A 19,709-nucleotide genomic window follows, 5' to 3' on the forward strand; every position below is an offset into this window, starting at 1 on the left:
TTCAGGATGGATGCAACACATTTTGCCTGTTGTCATGTTTTATTTCTGTTGCGGCTTAATTCCCGATATAGGAACCGTGCTGGAGAAATGGCTTGGATGAGATGGCGCGGCAGACTTTCAGGTTCATGATTAATGAGGGAAGCCAACCATTCAGCGCTCAGTGGGATAGTTGTCAATCCTCTCGAGCCAAAACCGGCACAAATGTATAAACCCGGATAGGAAGGGCCTGGAGCCGGGAGCCAACGTTTTGCATTGGTTGCAAAATCTGCAAATTGTTCTTTAAACAGATTTGCCTGCATAACAGGCCCTACCAAAGGCAAATAATCAGGGGTTGCAGCCCTGATACCGGACCAGTGTTTAATCACTCGCCTGGACCAAACATCTGCCAAAGTTAATTGACTTAATTTTTTCAAATTTGCGGCATCATCAACCGCATAGTTGCCTATATCCGTATTGTCCAAATGATAAGTTGCCCCAATGCCATGTTTTCCCTGGTTGGCGGGCAACACATGACCATTCCCACATAATGGCAATTTTAGCTTGGCTGTTTCTTCATTACTTAAAATAGTACTCATTTGGCCACGAATGGCTTTAAGCGGGAGGTATGCAATTTCTGCAAATTGACGTGCCTGATAACCATTGGCAAGAACCAATACTTCAGCACTGTGCCCTTCCGCATGCCATTTACCCTCTGCAAACTGCAATTCCTTGACCCGGATTGGTTCAATCTCATGCACTTCAGCAAGCTGTAATAAATGTCGGCACAAAACCCCAGCATGAATCCATCCGGAATTGGGAATAAAAAGCCCTCCTGTCTTTAGCGCAAGGCCAGCCAAATGTTCTGCTTCATTTTTGGCAACTAATGTCCCAAGTGCGGGGTAATGAGCAAGCCATTCCTGCAAGCTTTGTTGCATGGCAATTTCTTTATCGTTATAAGCAAGTTGTAAAATGCCGTTTAATTCACCGAAAGAACAAGTCTGCAGTAATTGTTGATAAAAACGGATGGCATGGAGAAATGCGCTTAACATAAACTCAGTTAATGGCGAGCGATAAGCAGAAAGTTTAGGGTATAAAACTGCATATTGATTCCCGGAAGCACCCTGCCCGGCTTCTCCACAAGCATCCAGAATCGTTATAGACCAACCCCGCCGGCGTAAGGCATAAGCTATGCAACACCCAGCAAGTCCCGCGCCCAGGATAATTGCCCGCTTTTCTTTATAAAATAACGGCGCACTCGCTTGCCACGGGGTGTGTCGCTTGCTGCTTTCCGCGGCTTTTCCTTGAAAAACTGCTGTCACCATTTCCCGCTTTCGACCATAGCCACCTTTTTTCTTGACTGTAAATCCAACGGACTCCAAACCACGCTTTACAGCACCCGCTGCAGAAAAAGTCGCCAATGTGGTATGTGATCTGGATAAAAGTGCGATGATTTTCAATAATTCAGCATCCCACATATTAGGATTTTTAGCCGGTGCAAAACCATCTAAAAACCAGGCATCCACATAAGCAGTGCGCAGTTTCATTTCCAATGATTTATCCCCACATACCAGCAATTGCTGATAGCAAGCCAAAGCATCTCCCAACATTAAAGTCAATTGCACGCGATTTTCGTCAAATGATAAAAGATGAAATCCCGGCGTTAAAACAGGATAGCTTTTTAGCAAGCTAGAAGCCTCATCGTTTAACTCCGGCCATAGGGCAAGGCATTTAGCCAAGTCTTCATAAGTGAGAGGATATTTTTCGCAAGAAATAAAATGCAGCCGGGCTAAGGGAGGGGCGTATTTTTTCCATAAAAACCATGTCAGCAAAAAATTCAAGCCACTGCCAAACCCGGTTTCTGCAACAATGAAATGAGTCGCCTTGCAATTCGCAAGTTCAGCCCAGCGGGATAATAATTGATTTCCCTCAATAAACACATGCTGGGTTTCTTGTAAGCCATTTTCTGTAGAGAAATAAATATCATTAAAAACAGCAGAGTAAGGAAGCCCTTCTCGCCAAATTAGTTTCGCAGTTTGAATGGGTTGAAAAAATGAACTCACGGTTCCTTATTTCCGCTGTAAAATTTGCAGTAAAACACGTTCTGCCGCTTGCTGCGTCAACTGGATTTCCTTAATTTGGTGGGCACCCGATACAAATCCCGCTTCATACATGGAAGGAGCAAAATAAACGCCCTGTTGCAACATGCCATGGAAAAAAGCTTTAAACAGCATCTCGTCAGAAGAAGCGACGTCCTTATAATGTAAAATTTCCTCTTTATCATTAAAGCAAAAACCGAACATACCGCCGACTGCGGCGCCCCAAAAAGGGATATTAAGAGAAGCAGCTGCCTCTTTCAATGCGGCAATCAAGCTGCTGGAAATAAAAGACAGATTTTCATAAAAACCAGGTTTTTCAATTTCCGTTAAAGTTGCCAGTCCTGCGGCCATGGCCAGAGGGTTTCCGGATAAAGTTCCGGCTTGATAAACCGGGCCTACCGGTGCCAGACAATCCATAATTTCCGCTTTCCCGCCTATTGCACCTACTGGCATGCCGCCGCCAATGATTTTGCCTAATGTGGTCAGATCAGGGGTAATGTCATAAAGTGCTTGCGCGCCTCCTAAACTCACGCGAAACCCAGTCATCACTTCATCAAATATTAATAGGGTTTGATACTGATCACACAAGTCCCGCAACCCTTGTAAAAATTGCATTTTGGGCAGCACAAACCCCATATTCCCGGCAATTGGCTCGATGATTACAGCAGCAATATCATCTTTGAAGGCTGCAAATAATGCAGCTACTTGCTCGAGGTTATTAAAATCGGCAGTCAATGTGTGCTCAGTGATGCTTGCGGGAATGCCAGGGGTTGCCGGTATGCCCAAAGTCAATAAACCGGACCCGGCTTTTACCAATAAGCTGTCATTATGCCCGTGATAGCAGCCGTTAAATTTTATGACTTTGTTTTTATTGGTATAGCCACGCGCTAAACGTATCGCCGTCATTGTGGCTTCGGTCCCGGAATTGACCATGCGCACTTTTTCAATAGCCGGCATTAATTGCATGATCTTTCGGGCCAGCAGAATTTCATGCTCGGTAGGGGCGCCAAAACTCATACCACAATGTAATGCCTGGCTAACTGTCTCGATAACAGCAGGATGGCAATGGCCTAAAATCAGCGGCCCCCAAGACCCTACATAATCAATGTATTGTTGATCATCCACATCGATTATATAAGCTCCCTTTCCTTGTTTGAAAAATACAGGTTCGCCGCCTACACCTTTGAATGCCCGTACCGGCGAATTCACTCCGCCAGGAAGTAATGATAAGGCTTGCATAAATAATTCATGTGAATGGCTCATAATAAACTCCACTTCTTTTGCACGGCATTTTACCTGCATTTAAGGATAATGGCCAAAACTCTGTAATTCTCCTGAATTGATGTCAGCAATTTCATCCCGTGCGATGGAGTTACGCAGCATGTGCATTTAAAACTTGCCATTAAAATTTTTTTCTCATACCCTACGCAGTTTGTTAGAAATTCTGGAGATAAAAAAGTGATTAAAAAAGAATGGAAAAAGCTTAGTTTAGCTTGCCTGGGCATTCTTCTTGCCACCGCTTCCCAAGCAAATACGCGTGAGGGTATTTATGCTGGCGCAGGTATAGGCGCTTCTTTTGACCAATTTAACCTCTCCACTAAAAATACAGTGACCGGCTTCACGATTAAAAGCCCGGTTCAAAAAAATACCAGCGCGCTTGGCAATGTTTTTCTAGGCTATGGCGGAACCATGGATACAGGTTTTTTTCTGGGGGGTGAAGTAGGTACTTATTTTCCCCGCCGCTCCGCAACCATTTATAACCGCCCTGGAGTAAGCGTTACTTCATTAACCTTTAACGACACGTTGAAAGTACACGATTACGTAACGGCCGATATATTACCGGGCTACCGCTTTAATGATGATTGGTTGCTGTATGCACGCGGTGGCTTGACTTATGCCAACTTAAATATTTATCAAGCGCCCGGCACCAGCGGGGTTACTTTTCGCGCGGATGAAAACAAATTCGGGGGACGTATTGGGGCAGGCATAAATTATGCCTTTAACGACAATCTTGGCGTAGGGTTAGATTATTTTTACACCCGCTACCAGGAAATGAATGCTAATTTGCCTGCATTTAATATCCGCTTTAATCAACAAGTTTCTGGCAACTACGTCGGGTTGTCCGCTTTATACACTATTATGTAAATTTATCCTGGTTAGAGCATGTAAGCGATAACCAGGGCAAATCTATCTATATCAGTATCTGCGCATGGCTACCTCTCAAATTTGCTAAAATTAATATAATCTGAGTAGATTTTGAGAGGAACACTCGATGAACGCCAAGGATAAGTCACCTCACCCAGAGGAAAAAAATGCTCTTACAGAGTCTTACAACAAATTTAAAGAATTTGAAGGCAGACGCTACACAGGTATGAAAGTGGGCCGCAGTCATTCCTGGATTTATGATCAAGGAGCCTGGAAGGAAACCAAAATTACCCCGGATGAATGGGAAATTCATTATGCGGTGACTAAAAGAAGAAAAGGCAAAGCACCGGAAGGCTCGGGTGTCCCGGTGGGAACAAAATACCATTGGTATATTTTAGCACATCAAATCGTGGAAAAATTAAATGCCAATGACTATTCGACGGAATTGGCTGGTTTAAAATTCAAGGTTGCCCATCAACGGGCTGATAAAGATGCATGGAATATTTCAGATAAAGCTCAAAAAAAGCGCTTGATTAAAATTTTAAAAGAAGTAACGCATGCATTGGAATCTGAACTTGAAATCGCTGCAGAAACAAGGAAAGCCCGCAAAAGAAAACCAAAAGTTACCTCATCTGCAAAAGTGAAAACTTTCGATGGAAAAATCGCGGCACAACAAGATGCCTCTTTTCACGGACACAAAAAAGAAAAGAAAAAAGCTGCACATCATTAATGCCCAGGTTGCAATTACCCTGAGGATACCTTCCTCAGGGTGAATTTTTTAAATGCGGCCAGCCCCATTGTGGCGTGGGTGGGTGCCATAGTAATTATGAATGTTTTGATGCCATTGAGCACTGGTCATATCAGGCCAATGATTCTTGTCAAATCCTGGTGAATTTTCGAGTTTTTGTTTATCCACATTGATGACGAAGCATTCTTCATTTGGATCATAAGTAAAAATTTCCCAAGGCATAGCAAAAAATTTATCTCCCATGCCTAAAAATCCACCAAATGATAAAACAACATAATGGACATACCCTTCTTCTTTATCAAGAATAATTTCCTCAACGCGGCCTAAATCTTCGCCTTGCTGGTTTTTAACCTTTGTTCCCACTACATCTTTTGATTTCACTACTGATCCATTGGTATGCATAAAATTCTCCTTAATGTTATGAATAGCGATTAGCCTCCTTAAGCGTAGATAGAAAAAAAGAAATTGCCAAGATTCCAGAGAGAAACCTTTACATCGGTCTTGACTCTGGCTAAATTACCACTTTTTTTACTGAGCAGTGATTATGCAACCCTATAAAAAATACATTTGTGTTATTTGTGGTTTTATTTATGATGAAGAGGAAGGCTGGCCAGAAGATGGCATCGCCGCCGGAACCCGATGGGAAGACGTTCCTGAAAACTGGTTTTGTCCTGATTGCGGCGCCGGCAAGGAAGATTTTGAAATGGTGGAAATCTGACCCACTAAAAGGGTTTAACCACAACCAAAAGCACTATTGCTATTAACAAAAGCGTGGGGAGCTCATTAAAAATACGATAAAAAGTTGAGCTCCTGCCATTAATATCATTTGCAAAATTCTTTACAAATTGACCACATACAACATGATAGATCCAAAGACACACCACCAAACTAATTTTTGCGTGCATCCAGCCTGCCCTTAAATAATAGGATGGGTTATAAAAAATCAGGAATATTCCCAAACCAGTCGTCAGCAGCGCAGCAGGCCAGGTAATGCCATAATATAAACGCCGTTCCATAATCTTAAACCGTTCAATGCTTACTCTATCTTTTGCCTCAGCATGGTAAACAAACAAGCGCGGTAGATAAAACAAACCGGCAAACCAGGCAACCACGGCAATGATATGAAATGCTTTTACAACTAACATCATGAACCTATTTCTTTTTTTTATGTCGAGTCCGCTTGATGAGATTAAGCGCCTCCACTCCTAATGAGAATCCCATGGCAAAATACACATAACCTCGCGGTATATGAAAAGCAAAGCTATCTGCTACCAGCACCATACCGATTAGAATTAAAAAACTCAATGCCAACATTTTTACAGTAGGGAACTTTTCGATAAATTGGCTCACGGGCTCACTTGCATAAATCATAACCAGAATAGCACAAGTTATTGCAGCAGCCATGACCCAAAAACGGCTGGTAAGTCCCACGGCTGTCAACACGCTGTCTAAAGAGAAAATAATATCCATCAAAGCAACCTGAACTACTACCGAGCGAAAAGTAGCCGATACTTGGTGGATTTTTTTAAATTCTTTTTCGCCATTTCCTACTTCATAATGGATTTCCTGCGTAGCCTTGGCAATAAGAAACCCGCCCCCTACTAATAGGAACAGATCGCGTACGGAGTAGCTGAAATTACCCATGGTTATGAATGGCTTAGTTAATTTAACCAACCAAACTGCAGAAGCCAGTAATAATAAACGCGTTACCCAGGCAAAAGTTAACCCCCAGCGACGCGCTTTTTTACGTTGAGCTTGCGGTAATTTTTCGGTAAGAATGGACAGGAAAACCAGGTTATCTATCCCCAGAACAATTTCTAAAATGATTAAAGCAGATAAGCTTAAGATAATATCAAGAAGTTCCATTTCATTTCTAACTGAGTGCAAATGCCGTTAATCATACCTTTTATTTCTGGTAAGAACTAGAATATATCTAGCCGTTTCTACTAAAAAGTCTACTTATCAAACAACTGGTTTAATGGTTATCCATTTGCTATAATGCGCAAATAAATGCCATATTGGGCTTTAGTTTATGCATACTCATGTGCTCGAAGTTGGAAAAAGGCTTGGCTACTTTGAAGAAAAAGCCAAGGGGGTTTGCCATGGCTTTTCCGTACGCTGGCTGGAAGCTTGCTTAGCTGGTGAAGAAGATGAAAAAAAATTTTTAGCACGAAGCGAAAAGATAAAAGAATATTACCAACTTGGCGAGGCATTTCCGGAAAAAATTACCACGTTAAAAAAGAAGATCATAGCTTCAAAGAAACCGCCCACTGAAGAAGATTTAAACCAGGAAGAACAGGAAATTTTCGATATTCTGGCTTTCTACGAAAGCCTTGCTCTATACCATCAACCTGGTGATTACCCATTGTTTACAGAAGGTTTGGTGCAGGGAGAAATAGAACAAATTTCTCCAATTGCTGCCTCTGATTCCATCCTTAAAAAAGGTGGCTTGCAGCAGGTTTATTCGCAAGCGATGATACTCTCCAGCACTGAAATGATAAAATATTTCGACGAAATGGCAGCTTTTCTTGATAAAAATCTAAATCCCGAACAAACAGTCGGCTTCATGCTGGGGAATTACAATCATGCCATCGCACTCACCTATCAACAAGGAAAAGGCTGGAGGTTTATGGATATTAACCAATATCCACCTCAAGCTGTAAAAAATGACACAAACTTGTTGACTACCCATATAAGGCTTGCTTTTAATTTTTCATACCATACACCTTTTAATGTAAAGCTATTCACTACAGGTGATCATGCGAACCTCGCACAATTTAAGGGACAATTTGCTGCGTTTAAATCAGCACATAACCTCAGCGCGGAGATGATTCAGCGAACAGGAGCCGATGCAATTGATTTAGCTTATATCGCTGCCCAAGATGGAGATACCGATACTCTCTTAAAGCTTGGTGAGGCAGGGGCGAACTTCAATAAAACCTATGGGAAGGATAAACTCAATCTTGCCTGGCTAGCTGCCCAGAATGGCCATACCGAAGTTCTCAAAATACTTTCCAACTATCAGGTGGATTTACATAAGGCCCGAGATAATAATGGTATGACTCCCATGCATGCCGCTGCTTTAAATGGTAAATGCGAAGCCATTAGGATACTGCAGCAACAAGGAGTTCCTCTTAACGTAAAAGATAAAGATGGATTAACACCTGCCCATATAGCCGCTTTCGGTGGGCAAGATAAAGCTCTGGATACCCTTAAGCAATTAGGGGCGGATTTAAATGAACCCGATGCATCCGGCATGACCCCGCTTCATTATGCAGCATTGGGGAACCAAGTACATGTCATAGTTAAATTATTAAGTGATAACAATGTGGATCCCAATAAAAGAAGCAATGATGGTCGTCACGCCATCCACGATGCAGCGGATGTGGGCAGCGAAACTATCCTGGACCTTTTTAAAGAAAAAGGAGTGGATTTATTGCTTGAGGATGATGATGGGCAAACCATTGCCCATATTCTTGCCGGTAAAGGCCATAAAGAATTCATTGAAAAATTCATGGCTCAGGGGATTGATTTTAATAAGAAAAATAAAAATGGTTTAACACCTCTACACGTCGCAGCCCAAAGCGGACAACTTGAAGTAATTGAATTTCTCGCGGCCAAAGGGTTCGATTTGAATGCAGAAGATAACCAGGGACAAAACATAGCTCATATGGCCGCCCTAACTAACCAGGCGCACCTCATACCTGCATTGGCGGCTAAAGGTGTCAATATGACAAAAAAAGATAAGTGTGGCCATACGCCTCTTGGCTTGGCGACGGGATATGGTTCAAAAGAAACCTTCCTGGAACTTGTTAAACATGAAGTGGTAAGCAATGACACATACCTTTTTGCCATTCTTCGGGATCAACCAACGATTGTTGAAACGCTCCTTGAGTTAAATATAAATTTTAAAGATGAAGCATGGCGACTTAGTTCAGAAAATCAGTTTAGTTCAGAAAATCAGTTAAGGAAATTGATTGCCCCCCACTTAACCCCTGGGGAAGCCATCCCACCAAAAATAGAGGCAAGAATTAAGACATTCCTGGAGCAAAAAGCCAATAAAGAAAACATTCCCATCTCTCCCTACGAGCTTGCCTTCCTTGCAGGAAAGGAAGAGATCGTGCAATTATTCAACCGGCAAGACCCTAAAACTACGGAGTTGTTAACGAGCTTGCAAGCTTTAAGAAAATACGGCGAAACCATTAAAAACAAAAATAAAGAAAATAAAAAGCAAGAGCAAGAAAAAGGCATGCAAAATGCTACCGATAAAAATACCCTGGAAGGGGAAAAAGCCATGGCAGCCGCCGATGCACTGGAAAACCTTGCCTGCCTTTATTTCGCGGCGAAAAATGCCCTCAATCCAGATGACAAAGCCATAGAAACAATCCAAAACAGCTTTAAACAACAACTGGTGCAAACTTATCAAGATTTAAGCACCCACCGGGCCCGCTGGAAACCAATCCTTGCCAACATCCTCATCGCAGCCACAGGCCTCGGCCTTTTGGTTATCGTGGGCAAGCTTTTAATCACTGGCAGCGCATTCTTTGCTGAAACCAGGCGCCAAAAAATGGTCGGGCAAGTGGCAGGCGAGTTTGATAAATTGCTCAATACCAAACCTATGTAGCATTAATTTGCTGCAAGTCAGCAAGCATTTTTTACTATTTGCTATTTCTTTTGCATGCTTTTAATTTTTATAAACAATAAATGCAGCAGGATGAATGGTAGAGAAGAATTCACTTTCTATCTTAGCTTGGGTATAATACGGACGCGATACATATAAGTGCAGGTGGCTACAATCATCACGTTAATTAAAAAACTGTTGCGTAAAACCAGGAAAAAAAAATCTCCGGTTGAATCCACGTTTGCCGTTCCGCGCAACCAACATCAAATTTCCAAGACCGACATAAGCAGCAATGCTCTTAAAGTTCTTAACCGTCTAAGCAGTGCCGGATTTGAAGCTTATTTAGTCGGCGGCAGCGTTCGCGATCTTTTATTGAGAAAAGCGCCGAAAGATTTCGACATTGCCACCAATGCAACACCAAATCAAATTAAAGAATTATTCCGTAATGCGCGCATCATTGGTCGGCGTTTTAAACTCGTTCACATCATTTTTCATCGTGAAATCATTGAGGTTGCTACCTTTCGCGGCCATGAACCAGCGCATTCGCATCAGCTCACCAATGACCGCGGCATGCTTATCCGCGATAACGTCTATGGCACGCTCGAAGAAGATGCCTGGCGTCGTGATTTCACCGTTAATTCTCTTTATTACAATATTGAAGATTTTTCCATTCTGGATTTCACAGGCGGTGTTAAAGACATTGAACAGCGTTTAATCCGGATTATTGGTGATCCCGTAACGCGTTATCAGGAAGATCCGGTTCGTATGTTACGCGCCATCCGTTTTAGCGCAAAATTGCATTTTGAGCTGGCGCAAGATACCGCCGCACCATTAAGCGAATTAAGCGAATTGATACGCCACGTCTCCGGTTCTCGCCTGTTTGATGAAATGTCAAAACTTTACCAATGCGGTGAAGCTGAAACCGTGCACCGTTTATTGGTGAAATATGGTTTGTTTGCTCATCTTTTTCCACAAACGCATCAACTTTTACCAAGCTCTTATCCAATAAATGCCCTGATGGGTATCGCCTTGGAAAATACGGATATACGCATCCGCGATAGCAAACCCGTTACACCGGCTTTTTTGTTTGCCGTTATCCTCTGGTTCCCCATGCTGGATAAAGCGGCCAAATTAAGGGAAACAGGTATGGATCCATTACCTGCCTTGGAAAAGGCCATGTCGCAAGTTATTGCAGACCAAAATCGCTACGTTACCATTCCTAAGCGATACACCCAAGTAATTCGCGAAATCTGGATTATGCAATATCGTTTTCCAAAGCGCAGCGGAAATCGTGCCTTCAATTTGTTGCAGCATCCACGCTTCCGTGCAGCCTATGACTTCCTCGCCCTGCGCGCCCTGGCTGGTGATGAATCAATGGAGTTGGCACAATGGTGGACTACGTTTCAAGATGCCGATTCACAGGGCCAGCAAGACATGATTGCAGCACTCCCCCCTGTTAAATCACGCAAGCGACGTCGGTATAAACCAAAAATTACTTCATGACGATTTGCTATCTGGGGTTAGGCAGTAACTTAGGTTCGCCCCAGCGCCAATTAATGCTTGCTTTAACAAAACTTAACAAGCTACCAAAGTCTGTTCTCACTAAAACATCCAAGTGCTATTGCAGCCAAGTAGCCGGCTCGCGCGCGCAACCTAATTATTACAATTTGGTGGTAGAGCTTTCTACCTCGTTATCGCCTGCTGAATTGTTGCGTTTTTGCCAGCGAATTGAAAAGCAACATGGCCGGGTTAGAAGGAAAAAATGGGGAGCGCGCACGCTTGATGTCGACATCCTAATTTATGGCAAAAGACAGATGCATACCCGACAATTAACCATTCCGCACCCGCGTATGTTGCAGCGTGATTTTGTTCTTGTTCCCTTGCTCAGCATAACTCCGCAAGCAAGTCTGCCAAATAGCACATTAATTTCCACCCATCTTGAGAAATGTAAACGTTACATTATCAGGGAGAAAAGTTGATATTTTTCAAAGAAATCAACTACACTTGAATTGTGGCTGCTTTTCGTACGAGGGAACCTGTGTATAAAAATATCTTGCATCCAACTGATTTAAGCGGAAGCCATTTTCGCATGTGCGCGCAAGCAGCAGAAATCGCAAAATGCTTTCATGCAAAACTCTATTTATTGCACGTTATTGAACCTCCCTCCTCGTTACAATTAGCACAAGGACTTGGTTTTGCAGAATTTGATCAACCGGTCAAAGACGATGCCTGGATGGTCATGAATGTTTTAGGGGAAGCGCTTAATATTCCGGCCTCTCAGCAATTCGTGGAAGTAGGTTCGATTAAAATGCATGTCTTGAATAAGGTAAATGAATTAGGCTGCGATTTAATCATCATTGGCAGCCATACGCCTAACAAACTACCCTCTTTTCTAGGTAGCACGGCACACGCGGTGGTGCACCATGCAAATTGCGACGTTTTAACCTTGCGCGCCGAACCTGCTTAATGCTTGCTTAAAATAGTTGCGGCTGCATGTTTATTATAAATATTTGCTTGGAAATTGAGAGTGGCATTCTTTCATGAAGAACACAATATCCTGATAAGGACTGCACTCCGCAGGAATCTTGCGATTTTTATCCACAATCTCCGTAGAAGCTCCAGCCTCGATAAGTAATTTTATCATTGGCTTATCGCCATTTTTTACAGCTTTGTGTAGCACAGTTTGCCCAGCTTTATCCTGGCGATCCAAAGAAGCCCCTGCATTTATTAATGCTCGCGCGCAATCTAAATTTTTTCTCAAAACAGCCCAATGTAACGCCGTAAACTCATGGACAGCATCTGTTTTATCCAAGTTGGTAACAGGAATGTGTTTAAGCAGCACTTTAAGTTCAAATAACCTATCCCAGGCTGCAGCCCTTCTTAAAGCCTGATCCTCAGCCGGGTTACTTTGTTCTTCTGTCTTGCGTAAAGACGCGCAAATAGTAGCAAATTGAATTTGATCGTTAGTTTGCCGCGCACTGCCTATAAAGCTAAGAAGCCTTGCTGCAATTTTTCCACTAGCCTTCTCAATAATCGTTTGGTTTGCACGAATTAATTTGGAGTTTACTAAAGATATTTGTAATAAATCCCGTGTTCGCTCTGCATCCACCTTGTTCAGTGGTTTACTGGCAAAAAGCAAATGGGACAGTTCTATAATTAACTGCGGCAAGGCACCAAACAAGGAGTCATCACTTGTAATCATGGATTTTACTGCGAGTAAATAAGCTGCCACAAACTCTTGATTATTATCCATATCTTGATAATAGGTAAGCTTACTATCCCGCATGGCTTCCAATGTACTAGTAACTCCAGTTGATAAAACCAAAGAGCCATCTGCATTGGCTACTGCTTTACGCATCACATGATTAGGCAATGATTGATGATATTTAATTTGCGGCAGATATTTGTTGGGAATATCCAACGTTGTATCCTGTTCATAAGCACAACGAATATCATACTGCCTATTACTAAAATCCCCGACAAGAACATACTGATTATGACCGCTTAACTTAATATATTGAGCAATCAGCTTGTAATCCTTGGAACTATCCACAGCAGCAAGGTACATAAAGCCATAGCTTCCTTGCGGCAACATTTCCCTTTCTTCAGAAGATAAAGCACTTAAATTGATCGCTTGGGCAATGGCTGGCAAACCCAGTCGGTCTGGACCAAGACCAGCGCTGCCAATTAGCATGTCTTTTTCATTAAAAGATTCATAGACGCCGGGTTGTTCTTTCTGGGCTTGCATACGGTAGCAGGTTTGATCAAACAAACTTGCAAGAGCTTCCTGATTGACATTTCCTACAAATAAAAATTTACTCTCGGGAGACAATACTCTTTTTACCAGTTCTCCCGCCGAATATTTGCAGCGATTGGCATCAATAAAAGCGACAACTGTATTGTCAACCGCATCGAATTTCTCAAGAGAAGACAAGCCAACGCTGGTACCTTCTATGATAATTCGCCCGTCAACAGCAGTTCCATACAGGCTTTCAAATCGTGATATCCCAGCAATGGTGCTTACTAAAATAACGTCCATGCCTTCTATGGCTTGCCGATTAAATTCGAAAATCAAATCTTTTGCGATATTACCAGCGAAAGCAAAATCGCCTTTAGCCTTAGAGTTATGACAATTGGCATGTATAAGAATGACCTTTCCCATGAGCATATATAAAAGATAAAAGATTGGGAAATTTTAAATCGTTTAGATTAACAAAAAATTAACACGTTATTTTTTTTACAAATAAATCACTTTAACAATAACTAAAACTAAGGAATGGCTATGCAAAGTTAATCTTAACCAATCTAATTGCAACCGTGGTATAAGACAAGCCATGTCCGCAGAAAGTCATGAAGATTTAAAATAGGTTTGTACACCTACTGGCATGCAACAACAACCCCGACCACAACAGCTTTTACCAGCAGGCTGAGTTCCATCCAGCATCATGGCTCCAGGTAGCCAGACAGGGATTATTTTTTGCCAATACTAATGGCAATGTATTCCAGGGCTGCTGACCGCCAATGAGCTGTTGCTGATTGATCCATGTCCCAGGCCATGGTGCTGTTACTTCTATGTTCAACACATCGCCCGCCATGACTGCATGAGGTGGCGTTGCAATAACAGGCTCAGGACCCAGCAGGAAAGCTGACGGCTGTGATTTAGTGCCCCATCCTGCCGCGGCAACCCAGAATTGCCCCATCTTTGCAGCAGAATAAGGTGCATAAGGAGTTCCAGGTGGATAAGGCGTGGTATACAATTTAGGATCGATTTGCAATAACGTTTCTCCTTGCCAGCTACCAGAGGGGGCTGCGAGGATATCAGCGCGCAGCGCCGAATACACACCATAGACTTCAGGCACGGCAAGCTCTTCACCCAGCACGAGGGCAATACGCCCTATTGGTGTCGGAACCACAATGAATTGGTTACCTGCCATAGCCCAGGAACTTGAGCCTAGATGCGTGGCGCGGTAGCGGGCAATGATCTTTCCTGATGGCTCAGCCAGAGCAACCGTATGATAAATAGCCTCATTGGTCCGCTCAGGATAACTGCCAACCACGTACCCCTGCCCTTGCCTGGCAAGATTGCTGAGTATCTTCTCTGATGGCCCGCCTTGCGGCTCACCAAGTTTTCTATATTCTGCAGCAGATAAATTTGGCCCGTAATGAAACAATATGGGCAAAATAGCAAGACCATTCTTTTTGGGTGGTGACCACACTGCCGTAGCGGAGTTTGCAAGATCACCAGCTTCAATAGTCAAATGCAGCGATTGTGGCTGCCTACCACCATTTACTGGATCGGTGGGCGCGCGGTGGAGAGCTAGTATGCCATACATTTCCGGGCGTCGGCGCTTAAGAAGTTTTGCCCGCACCGGCGCAGATTTTGCAGGCATGATCGTCGCCACGGCAACCCCATGAACCCCTGAAGGAAGCACCTGCGGCGGTAGCACAGGCAGCTGGGCAACCTTATTGCCTAAAGGATCCCAGATACTGGAGCCACCATTGTAATATAACTGCTGTTTGGTGATTGGGTTCGTTTCAATTCCATTACGGGTTGCTGCCACCACCCAGGCACCGGTATCAGCTGAAAGGTGTTGCACGCTTGCTATGGTGGAATGATCTCCTTTCGCCTTTGCAGCTGGGGTGCCGGGCATGACCCGGTCGGAGACGCTTGACCAGGCAATGATATCCACTTGATGCAGCAATGCTAAGCGTGCGTACTGCCAATAGGTGTCGTCATAGCATATGAGCAATGAGATGCGTCCAAGCTCGGTATCGAATACCGGGAATCCACCATTTCCGGTAACAGCCCAGCGTTGATCTTGCGCATTGAGTCCATGTTTGCGATATTTGCCAATATAACCTTGGGGGCCAACCAAGGCGGACGTATTGTAAGCCAGCCCACTGGCCGGATCAAATTCACCAAGCCCAACTGCCACATACATATGATACTTGCGTGTTACTTCGGCCAATGCTGTGGTCGCCTTTCCAGGCACCGTATCAAGATATGGGCGTACCATGTCAAAATCAGCAAAGATGTATCCCATGTTTGCAGTCTCTGGTAATACAGCGAGCTTCACGCCTTGCTTGCCCAAGCCTGCAACTCCCTCCACCATGCGCTTGATATTCCCATGCAAATCACCCCAGGCCGGATCGTATGCGACTGCTGCAGCCTTAAAACTCGTGAGTGTTTGCGAAGAATCAGCATGGGTAAGCCTGGCAAATCCCAATAGCAGCAGGGCAAGTAAAAGCAGGCGAACTTTAGAACAACATGAATCCATGGATACACCTCCTGTGCATTAAGCAATGGGCTCCATTGCCGTTATCCTCAGTTTCTAACCAATTCAATGAGCTTGTGGCAGAAAAGATTCGCAATATTGTAAATTATCCTACTAGTCAACTCAAAGATATATAAAAGATATAAATGATTAAGCTTCTAGAGAAAGTCTTAAGGCTCGTGTGAGGGATGAATGGGTAACTATCTGAGGCGGTAATGCTGCCCCAGACAAAAAATTAAGCTTTTAATTAATACCAGCTGTAGCCATAGCCATAGCAGGGATCACAAGTTGCACAACAAGATGTTGTTGTATACGTTGTCACATACCTTGTTGTGGGACAGGTGGTACCGCAACCAGTCGCGTACACCCCGCAACCAGAAAGAGCAACGCTGGCAACAAAGACAAAAGCGGGAATTAGAATCTTTCTCATGATATCATCCTTGTTTGAGAGTTGTACACTATGTATTATAGTTCAACACAAAAAATATTTTTTTAATTTATTTTCATTCTCAAGGAACACTGGTCCAGTTCGTTTCTAAAGCTCAATATCCTATGTTGTTTTTTGCGCAATAATATCTATAATTAAAGAACAATATTTGATCAAAGGAATGAAATTATGGACAACGAGTGTCATTTGAATAAAATGTTTTCATCTTCTCTTTTTCTTTCCTCTTTATTACTGTTGATTGTATCATTTTCTCCAACAGTAAAGGCAGCCCCGTCTACAGGTTATACTACGGGATTAACAGCCTCTCCAATGGTTTTGAGTTATTATTATGGCCCTAACCATCCAAGACGTTACTATAACCGTAATTACCCCCGATATCACTATGGACCAGGCTACGGTGGTTATTGGACAAATTGGTACCGCATTGGCCCACGTTGTCAAAAAAGTTGTTTTGTGAACCGCTGGGGTAATGTTGTACGCTGTTCCCGCCGCTGCTATTAAATAACGAATATCCGCATATACAGTCTTCCAAGAGATCTCCTTCGGCAAGGAGGAGATCTCATGAAAATTTCCTGATTTTCAGCTATGATTGCAGTTTTGAATTCAGGAGCGGTTTTATGAAAGTAGGTCAAGATAGTCTCTCCACCCAAAGCGAACTACAAATTGATGGCAAAACTTATCATTATTTCAGCCTTAAAAAAGCAGAAAGCAAATTTCCAGGAATTAATCAGCTTCCTTATTCTCTCAAAGTGTTGTTTGAGAATTTACTACGTTTCGAAGATGGCACGACGGTTACAACAGAAGATATACAAGCCATCGCAGAATGGATTAAAACCAAGAGTTCCCAGCATGAAATTGCCTATCGCCCAGCACGCGTACTCATGCAGGATTTTACAGGCGTGCCCGCAGTAGTTGATTTAGCCGCAATGCGCGACGCCCTTAAGAAAATGGGTGACAATCCTGAGAAAATTTCTCCTTTATCCCCGGTAGACCTCGTTATTGACCATTCCATCATGGTGGATCGTTTTGCCACAACAGATGCCATGGAAGTAAATACCGCTATTGAAATGCAAAGAAACCAGGAGCGCTATGAATTTTTGCGCTGGGGGCAAAAAGCATTTGCCAATTTTCAAGTGGTGCCGCCAGGCACCGGCATTTGCCATCAGGTTAACCTTGAGTATTTAGGCAAAACGGTATGGAGCAGTGAAGTAAATGGCATGCTGTATGCTTATCCGGATACGCTAGTCGGTACGGATTCACACACCACCATGATTAATGGTCTGGGAGTGCTCGGTTGGGGAGTGGGTGGAATTGAAGCGGAAGCTGCCATGTTGGGCCAACCCGTATCCATGCTCATACCTGAAGTGATTGGCTTTAAACTCACCGGAAAATTAAGGGAAGGAATCACGGCAACCGATTTGGTGTTAACTGTAACGCAAATGTTGCGCCAAAAAGGGGTCGTAGGTAAATTTGTGGAATTTTATGGCCCTGGTCTTGCTGAATTGCCGCTCGCTGATCGTGCCACCATCTCAAACATGGCGCCAGAATATGGAGCTACCTGCGGCTTTTTCCCAGTAGATCAAGAGACAATACGTTATCTGCGCTTAACAGGCCGGGATGAACATACGATTTCCTTGGTCGAAAATTATTGTAAAGCCCAAGGCTTATGGTATGACCAAAATGCGCAAGATCCAGTATTTACAGACACACTGAATCTCGATTTGGCTACAGTTGAACCGTCGCTTGCCGGTCCCAAACGCCCGCAAGACAAGGTGAACCTGCAAAGCTTGTCTGCCGAATTCAATAATTTTTTGAGCCAAGCCGGTAAGGAAATAGAAAAAAATGAAGAATTTGAAGTAAAGGCGGAGGATTTTACCCTGCGTCACGGTGATGTAGTTATTGCTGCTATTACCAGTTGCACGAACACATCAAACCCAAGCGTTTTAATGGCTGCAGGGCTAGTGGCTAAAAAAGCCATAGAAAAAGGCTTGCAACGCAAACCCTGGGTTAAATCTTCCCTAGCCCCTGGCTCCAAAGTCGTCACAGATTATCTAAAGCATGCAGGATTACAAACTTATCTGGATGAATTAGGTTTTAATCTGGTCGGTTATGGCTGCACCACGTGCATTGGAAATTCTGGCCCTTTGCCGCCTCCAATTGCTGATTGCATTAATGAAAACGATGTCGTCGTCTGTTCAGTATTATCCGGTAACCGTAATTTTGAAGGCCGGGTACACCCGCAAGTTCGTGCAAACTGGCTGGCTTCCCCACCGCTGGTAGTAGCTTATGCTTTAAGCGGCACCACGCTTTTGGATTTAAGCCATGATCCGTTAGGAACGGATAGAGATGGCAATCCTGTTTATTTAAAAGACGTCTGGCCAAGTAATGCCGAAGTAGCTGCAGAAGTTGCAAAAGTCAGCGGCAGCATGTTTAGAAAAGAATATGCTGATGTGTTTAAAGGGGACGAACACTGGCAAGCCATTAATACAGGCGCAGGCAAAACGTATAATTGGGATGCAAATTCAACCTACATCCAGCATCCTCCTTTCTTCCAAAATTTAAAAGAAACACCTGAGCCAATTAAGCCAATTCGCAATGCATATATTTTGGCTTTACTAGGCGACTCAATCACCACAGACCATATCTCACCCGCTGGTTCAATTAAAGCCAACTCACCTGCCGGCTTGTATTTAAAAGCAAAAGGTGTGGATGAGGCTGATTTTAACTCCTACGGCTCGCGCCGCGGCAATCATGAAGTGATGATGCGCGGTACATTTGCGAATATCCGCATCCGCAATGAGATGACTCCTGGTGTTGAAGGAGGCGTCACTCGCCATATCCCGACCGATAAAATCATGCCTATCTATGATGCCGCCATGTTATATCAACAGGAACATCAAGATTTGGTTATCATCGCCGGCCAGGAATATGGTACAGGTTCATCCCGTGACTGGGCAGCTAAAGGCACTAATTTATTGGGGGTTAAAGCGGTAATTGCTGAAAGCTTTGAACGCATTCATCGTTCAAACCTGATTGGCATGGGTGTATTGCCTTTACAATTTTCACCGGAAGTCAGCAGAAAAACCCTGGGATTAAACGGAAAAGAACGTATCAGTATTGCTTTGCATGATACGTTAGCTCCACGGGCTTTTCTAAAACTTACCATCACCCGCGAGGATGGCAGTGAGCAGGTAGCGGATGTGCTTTGCCGTATCGATACGGCCAATGAACTGGAATACTACCGGCATGGCGGTATTCTGCAGTATGTGTTGCGTAATTTGAAATAATTTCTGCTTAGAACTGATGCGGCAGCACTTGCTGCTGCATCAGGATTGCATTTGCACTATTAACCTGTTAATTTTCAACGTTGGCCCTATTTTAAACTCTCTGCTTTTAT

Annotated in this window: 16 protein-coding genes; 9 read left to right on the forward strand and 7 right to left on the reverse strand. The window is 43.5% G+C overall.

Going from position 1 to position 19,709, the window contains the following annotated elements; genetic code table 11:
• Nucleotides 1-32: 32 nt before the first annotated feature.
• Together mnmC and hemL are read right to left on the reverse strand one after the other, a co-directional pair.
• On the reverse strand, nt 33-2,039 hold the full coding sequence (gene mnmC / locus NKV53_RS03435) for a bifunctional tRNA (5-methylaminomethyl-2-thiouridine)(34)-methyltransferase MnmD/FAD-dependent 5-carboxymethylaminomethyl-2-thiouridine(34) oxidoreductase MnmC (RefSeq protein ID WP_126954338.1): 2,007 nt from the start codon (nt 2,037-2,039) through the stop codon (nt 33-35).
• Nucleotides 2,040-2,045: 6 nt separating this feature from the next.
• Nucleotides 2,046-3,338, reverse strand: a complete 1,293-nt coding sequence (gene hemL, locus NKV53_RS03440) for a glutamate-1-semialdehyde 2,1-aminomutase (protein ID WP_199737852.1) — start codon at nt 3,336-3,338, stop codon at nt 2,046-2,048.
• Nucleotides 3,339-3,458: 120 nt separating this feature from the next.
• Here hemL and NKV53_RS03445 point away from each other — a divergent pair, with 120 nt between their 5' ends.
• Both NKV53_RS03445 and NKV53_RS03450 read left to right on the forward strand, forming a co-directional pair.
• Complete coding sequence (locus tag NKV53_RS03445; RefSeq protein ID WP_158614990.1) at nt 3,459-4,220, forward strand: outer membrane protein; 762 nt, start codon at nt 3,459-3,461, stop codon at nt 4,218-4,220.
• A gap of 127 nt (nt 4,221-4,347) precedes the next feature.
• Nucleotides 4,348-4,950 carry a hypothetical protein gene (locus NKV53_RS03450; RefSeq protein ID WP_199737855.1) on the forward strand — a complete coding sequence of 201 codons (603 nt, stop codon included), beginning with the start codon at nt 4,348-4,350 and terminating at the stop codon, nt 4,948-4,950.
• Nucleotides 4,951-4,998: 48 nt separating this feature from the next.
• Here the strand turns inward: NKV53_RS03450 and NKV53_RS03455 are convergent, their stop codons facing one another.
• Nucleotides 4,999-5,370 (reverse strand): PRC-barrel domain-containing protein, encoded by a 372-nt coding sequence (locus tag NKV53_RS03455; protein WP_126954335.1) that lies wholly within the window; start codon nt 5,368-5,370, stop codon nt 4,999-5,001.
• Between the two features lie 142 nt (nt 5,371-5,512).
• Between NKV53_RS03455 and NKV53_RS03460 the strand changes: the two genes are divergently transcribed.
• Complete coding sequence (locus NKV53_RS03460; protein WP_126954334.1) at nt 5,513-5,686, forward strand: rubredoxin; 174 nt, start codon at nt 5,513-5,515, stop codon at nt 5,684-5,686.
• A gap of 4 nt (nt 5,687-5,690) precedes the next feature.
• On the opposite strand, the gene hemJ is transcribed toward NKV53_RS03460, so the two are convergent.
• Together hemJ and NKV53_RS03470 are read right to left on the reverse strand one after the other, a co-directional pair.
• Complete coding sequence (gene hemJ, locus NKV53_RS03465) at nt 5,691-6,113, reverse strand: protoporphyrinogen oxidase HemJ (protein WP_126954354.1); 423 nt, start codon at nt 6,111-6,113, stop codon at nt 5,691-5,693.
• A gap of 7 nt (nt 6,114-6,120) precedes the next feature.
• The gene (locus NKV53_RS03470) at nt 6,121-6,834 is read right to left on the reverse strand and encodes a TerC family protein (RefSeq protein WP_126954333.1); all 714 of its coding nucleotides are present in this window, start codon (nt 6,832-6,834) and stop codon (nt 6,121-6,123) included.
• A gap of 166 nt (nt 6,835-7,000) precedes the next feature.
• On the opposite strand from NKV53_RS03470, the gene NKV53_RS03475 reads away from it, so the two are divergent.
• From NKV53_RS03475 to NKV53_RS03490, 4 genes are all read left to right on the forward strand, one after another.
• Entirely contained in the window at nt 7,001-9,592 is a 2,592-nt protein-coding gene (locus tag NKV53_RS03475; protein WP_126954332.1) for an ankyrin repeat domain-containing protein, read from the forward strand.
• A gap of 192 nt (nt 9,593-9,784) precedes the next feature.
• Complete coding sequence (gene pcnB, locus NKV53_RS03480; protein WP_371923167.1) at nt 9,785-11,092, forward strand: polynucleotide adenylyltransferase PcnB; 1,308 nt, start codon at nt 9,785-9,787, stop codon at nt 11,090-11,092.
• Nucleotides 11,089-11,568, forward strand: coding sequence for a 2-amino-4-hydroxy-6-hydroxymethyldihydropteridine diphosphokinase (folK, locus tag NKV53_RS03485; RefSeq protein ID WP_126954330.1), 480 nt, complete (start codon nt 11,089-11,091; stop codon nt 11,566-11,568). The genes pcnB and folK overlap by 4 nt, the downstream gene beginning before the upstream one ends.
• Before the next feature lie 59 nt (nt 11,569-11,627).
• The gene (locus NKV53_RS03490; protein WP_126954329.1) at nt 11,628-12,056 is read left to right on the forward strand and encodes a universal stress protein; all 429 of its coding nucleotides are present in this window, start codon (nt 11,628-11,630) and stop codon (nt 12,054-12,056) included.
• A 33-nt stretch (nt 12,057-12,089) separates the two neighbouring features.
• On the opposite strand, the gene ankY is transcribed toward NKV53_RS03490, so the two are convergent.
• Nucleotides 12,090-13,751, reverse strand: a complete 1,662-nt coding sequence (gene ankY, locus NKV53_RS03495) for a Dot/Icm T4SS effector AnkY/LegA9 (protein WP_126954353.1) — start codon at nt 13,749-13,751, stop codon at nt 12,090-12,092.
• Nucleotides 13,752-14,004: 253 nt separating this feature from the next.
• On the reverse strand, nt 14,005-15,867 hold the full coding sequence (locus NKV53_RS03500) for a carbon-nitrogen hydrolase family protein (protein ID WP_126954328.1): 1,863 nt from the start codon (nt 15,865-15,867) through the stop codon (nt 14,005-14,007).
• A 773-nt stretch (nt 15,868-16,640) separates the two neighbouring features.
• Between NKV53_RS03500 and NKV53_RS11885 the strand changes: the two genes are divergently transcribed.
• The gene (locus NKV53_RS11885) at nt 16,641-16,769 is read left to right on the forward strand and encodes a hypothetical protein (RefSeq protein ID WP_256478739.1); all 129 of its coding nucleotides are present in this window, start codon (nt 16,641-16,643) and stop codon (nt 16,767-16,769) included.
• Nucleotides 16,770-16,929: 160 nt separating this feature from the next.
• Nucleotides 16,930-19,599, forward strand: coding sequence for an aconitate hydratase AcnA (gene acnA / locus NKV53_RS03505; RefSeq protein ID WP_126954327.1), 2,670 nt, complete (start codon nt 16,930-16,932; stop codon nt 19,597-19,599).
• The last annotated feature ends 110 nt before the right edge of the window (nt 19,600-19,709 follow it).

The organism is Legionella sp. 27cVA30 (assembly GCF_024160945.1).
Lineage (GTDB): Bacteria > Pseudomonadota > Gammaproteobacteria > Legionellales > Legionellaceae > Legionella_A > Legionella_A septentrionalis.

Bases quoted from the DNA above. Each gene is read 5' to 3' on its own strand.
- hemL (WP_199737852.1), bottom strand. From the start codon at position 3,338: ATGAGCCATTCACATGAATTATTTATGCAAGCCTTATCATTACTTCCT.
- NKV53_RS03450 (WP_199737855.1), top strand. From the start codon at position 4,348: ATGAACGCCAAGGATAAGTCACCTCACCCAGAGGAAAAAAATGCTCTT.
- NKV53_RS03455 (WP_126954335.1), bottom strand. From the start codon at position 5,370: ATGCATACCAATGGATCAGTAGTGAAATCAAAAGATGTAGTGGGAACA.
- NKV53_RS03460 (WP_126954334.1), top strand. From the start codon at position 5,513: ATGCAACCCTATAAAAAATACATTTGTGTTATTTGTGGTTTTATTTAT.
- hemJ (WP_126954354.1), bottom strand. From the start codon at position 6,113: ATGTTAGTTGTAAAAGCATTTCATATCATTGCCGTGGTTGCCTGGTTT.
- NKV53_RS03470 (WP_126954333.1), bottom strand. From the start codon at position 6,834: ATGGAACTTCTTGATATTATCTTAAGCTTATCTGCTTTAATCATTTTA.
- NKV53_RS03475 (WP_126954332.1), top strand. From the start codon at position 7,001: ATGCATACTCATGTGCTCGAAGTTGGAAAAAGGCTTGGCTACTTTGAA.
- folK (WP_126954330.1), top strand. From the start codon at position 11,089: ATGACGATTTGCTATCTGGGGTTAGGCAGTAACTTAGGTTCGCCCCAG.
- ankY (WP_126954353.1), bottom strand. From the start codon at position 13,751: ATGGGAAAGGTCATTCTTATACATGCCAATTGTCATAACTCTAAGGCT.
- NKV53_RS03500 (WP_126954328.1), bottom strand. From the start codon at position 15,867: ATGGATTCATGTTGTTCTAAAGTTCGCCTGCTTTTACTTGCCCTGCTG.
- NKV53_RS11885 (WP_256478739.1), top strand. From the start codon at position 16,641: ATGGCCCTAACCATCCAAGACGTTACTATAACCGTAATTACCCCCGAT.
- acnA (WP_126954327.1), top strand. From the start codon at position 16,930: ATGAAAGTAGGTCAAGATAGTCTCTCCACCCAAAGCGAACTACAAATT.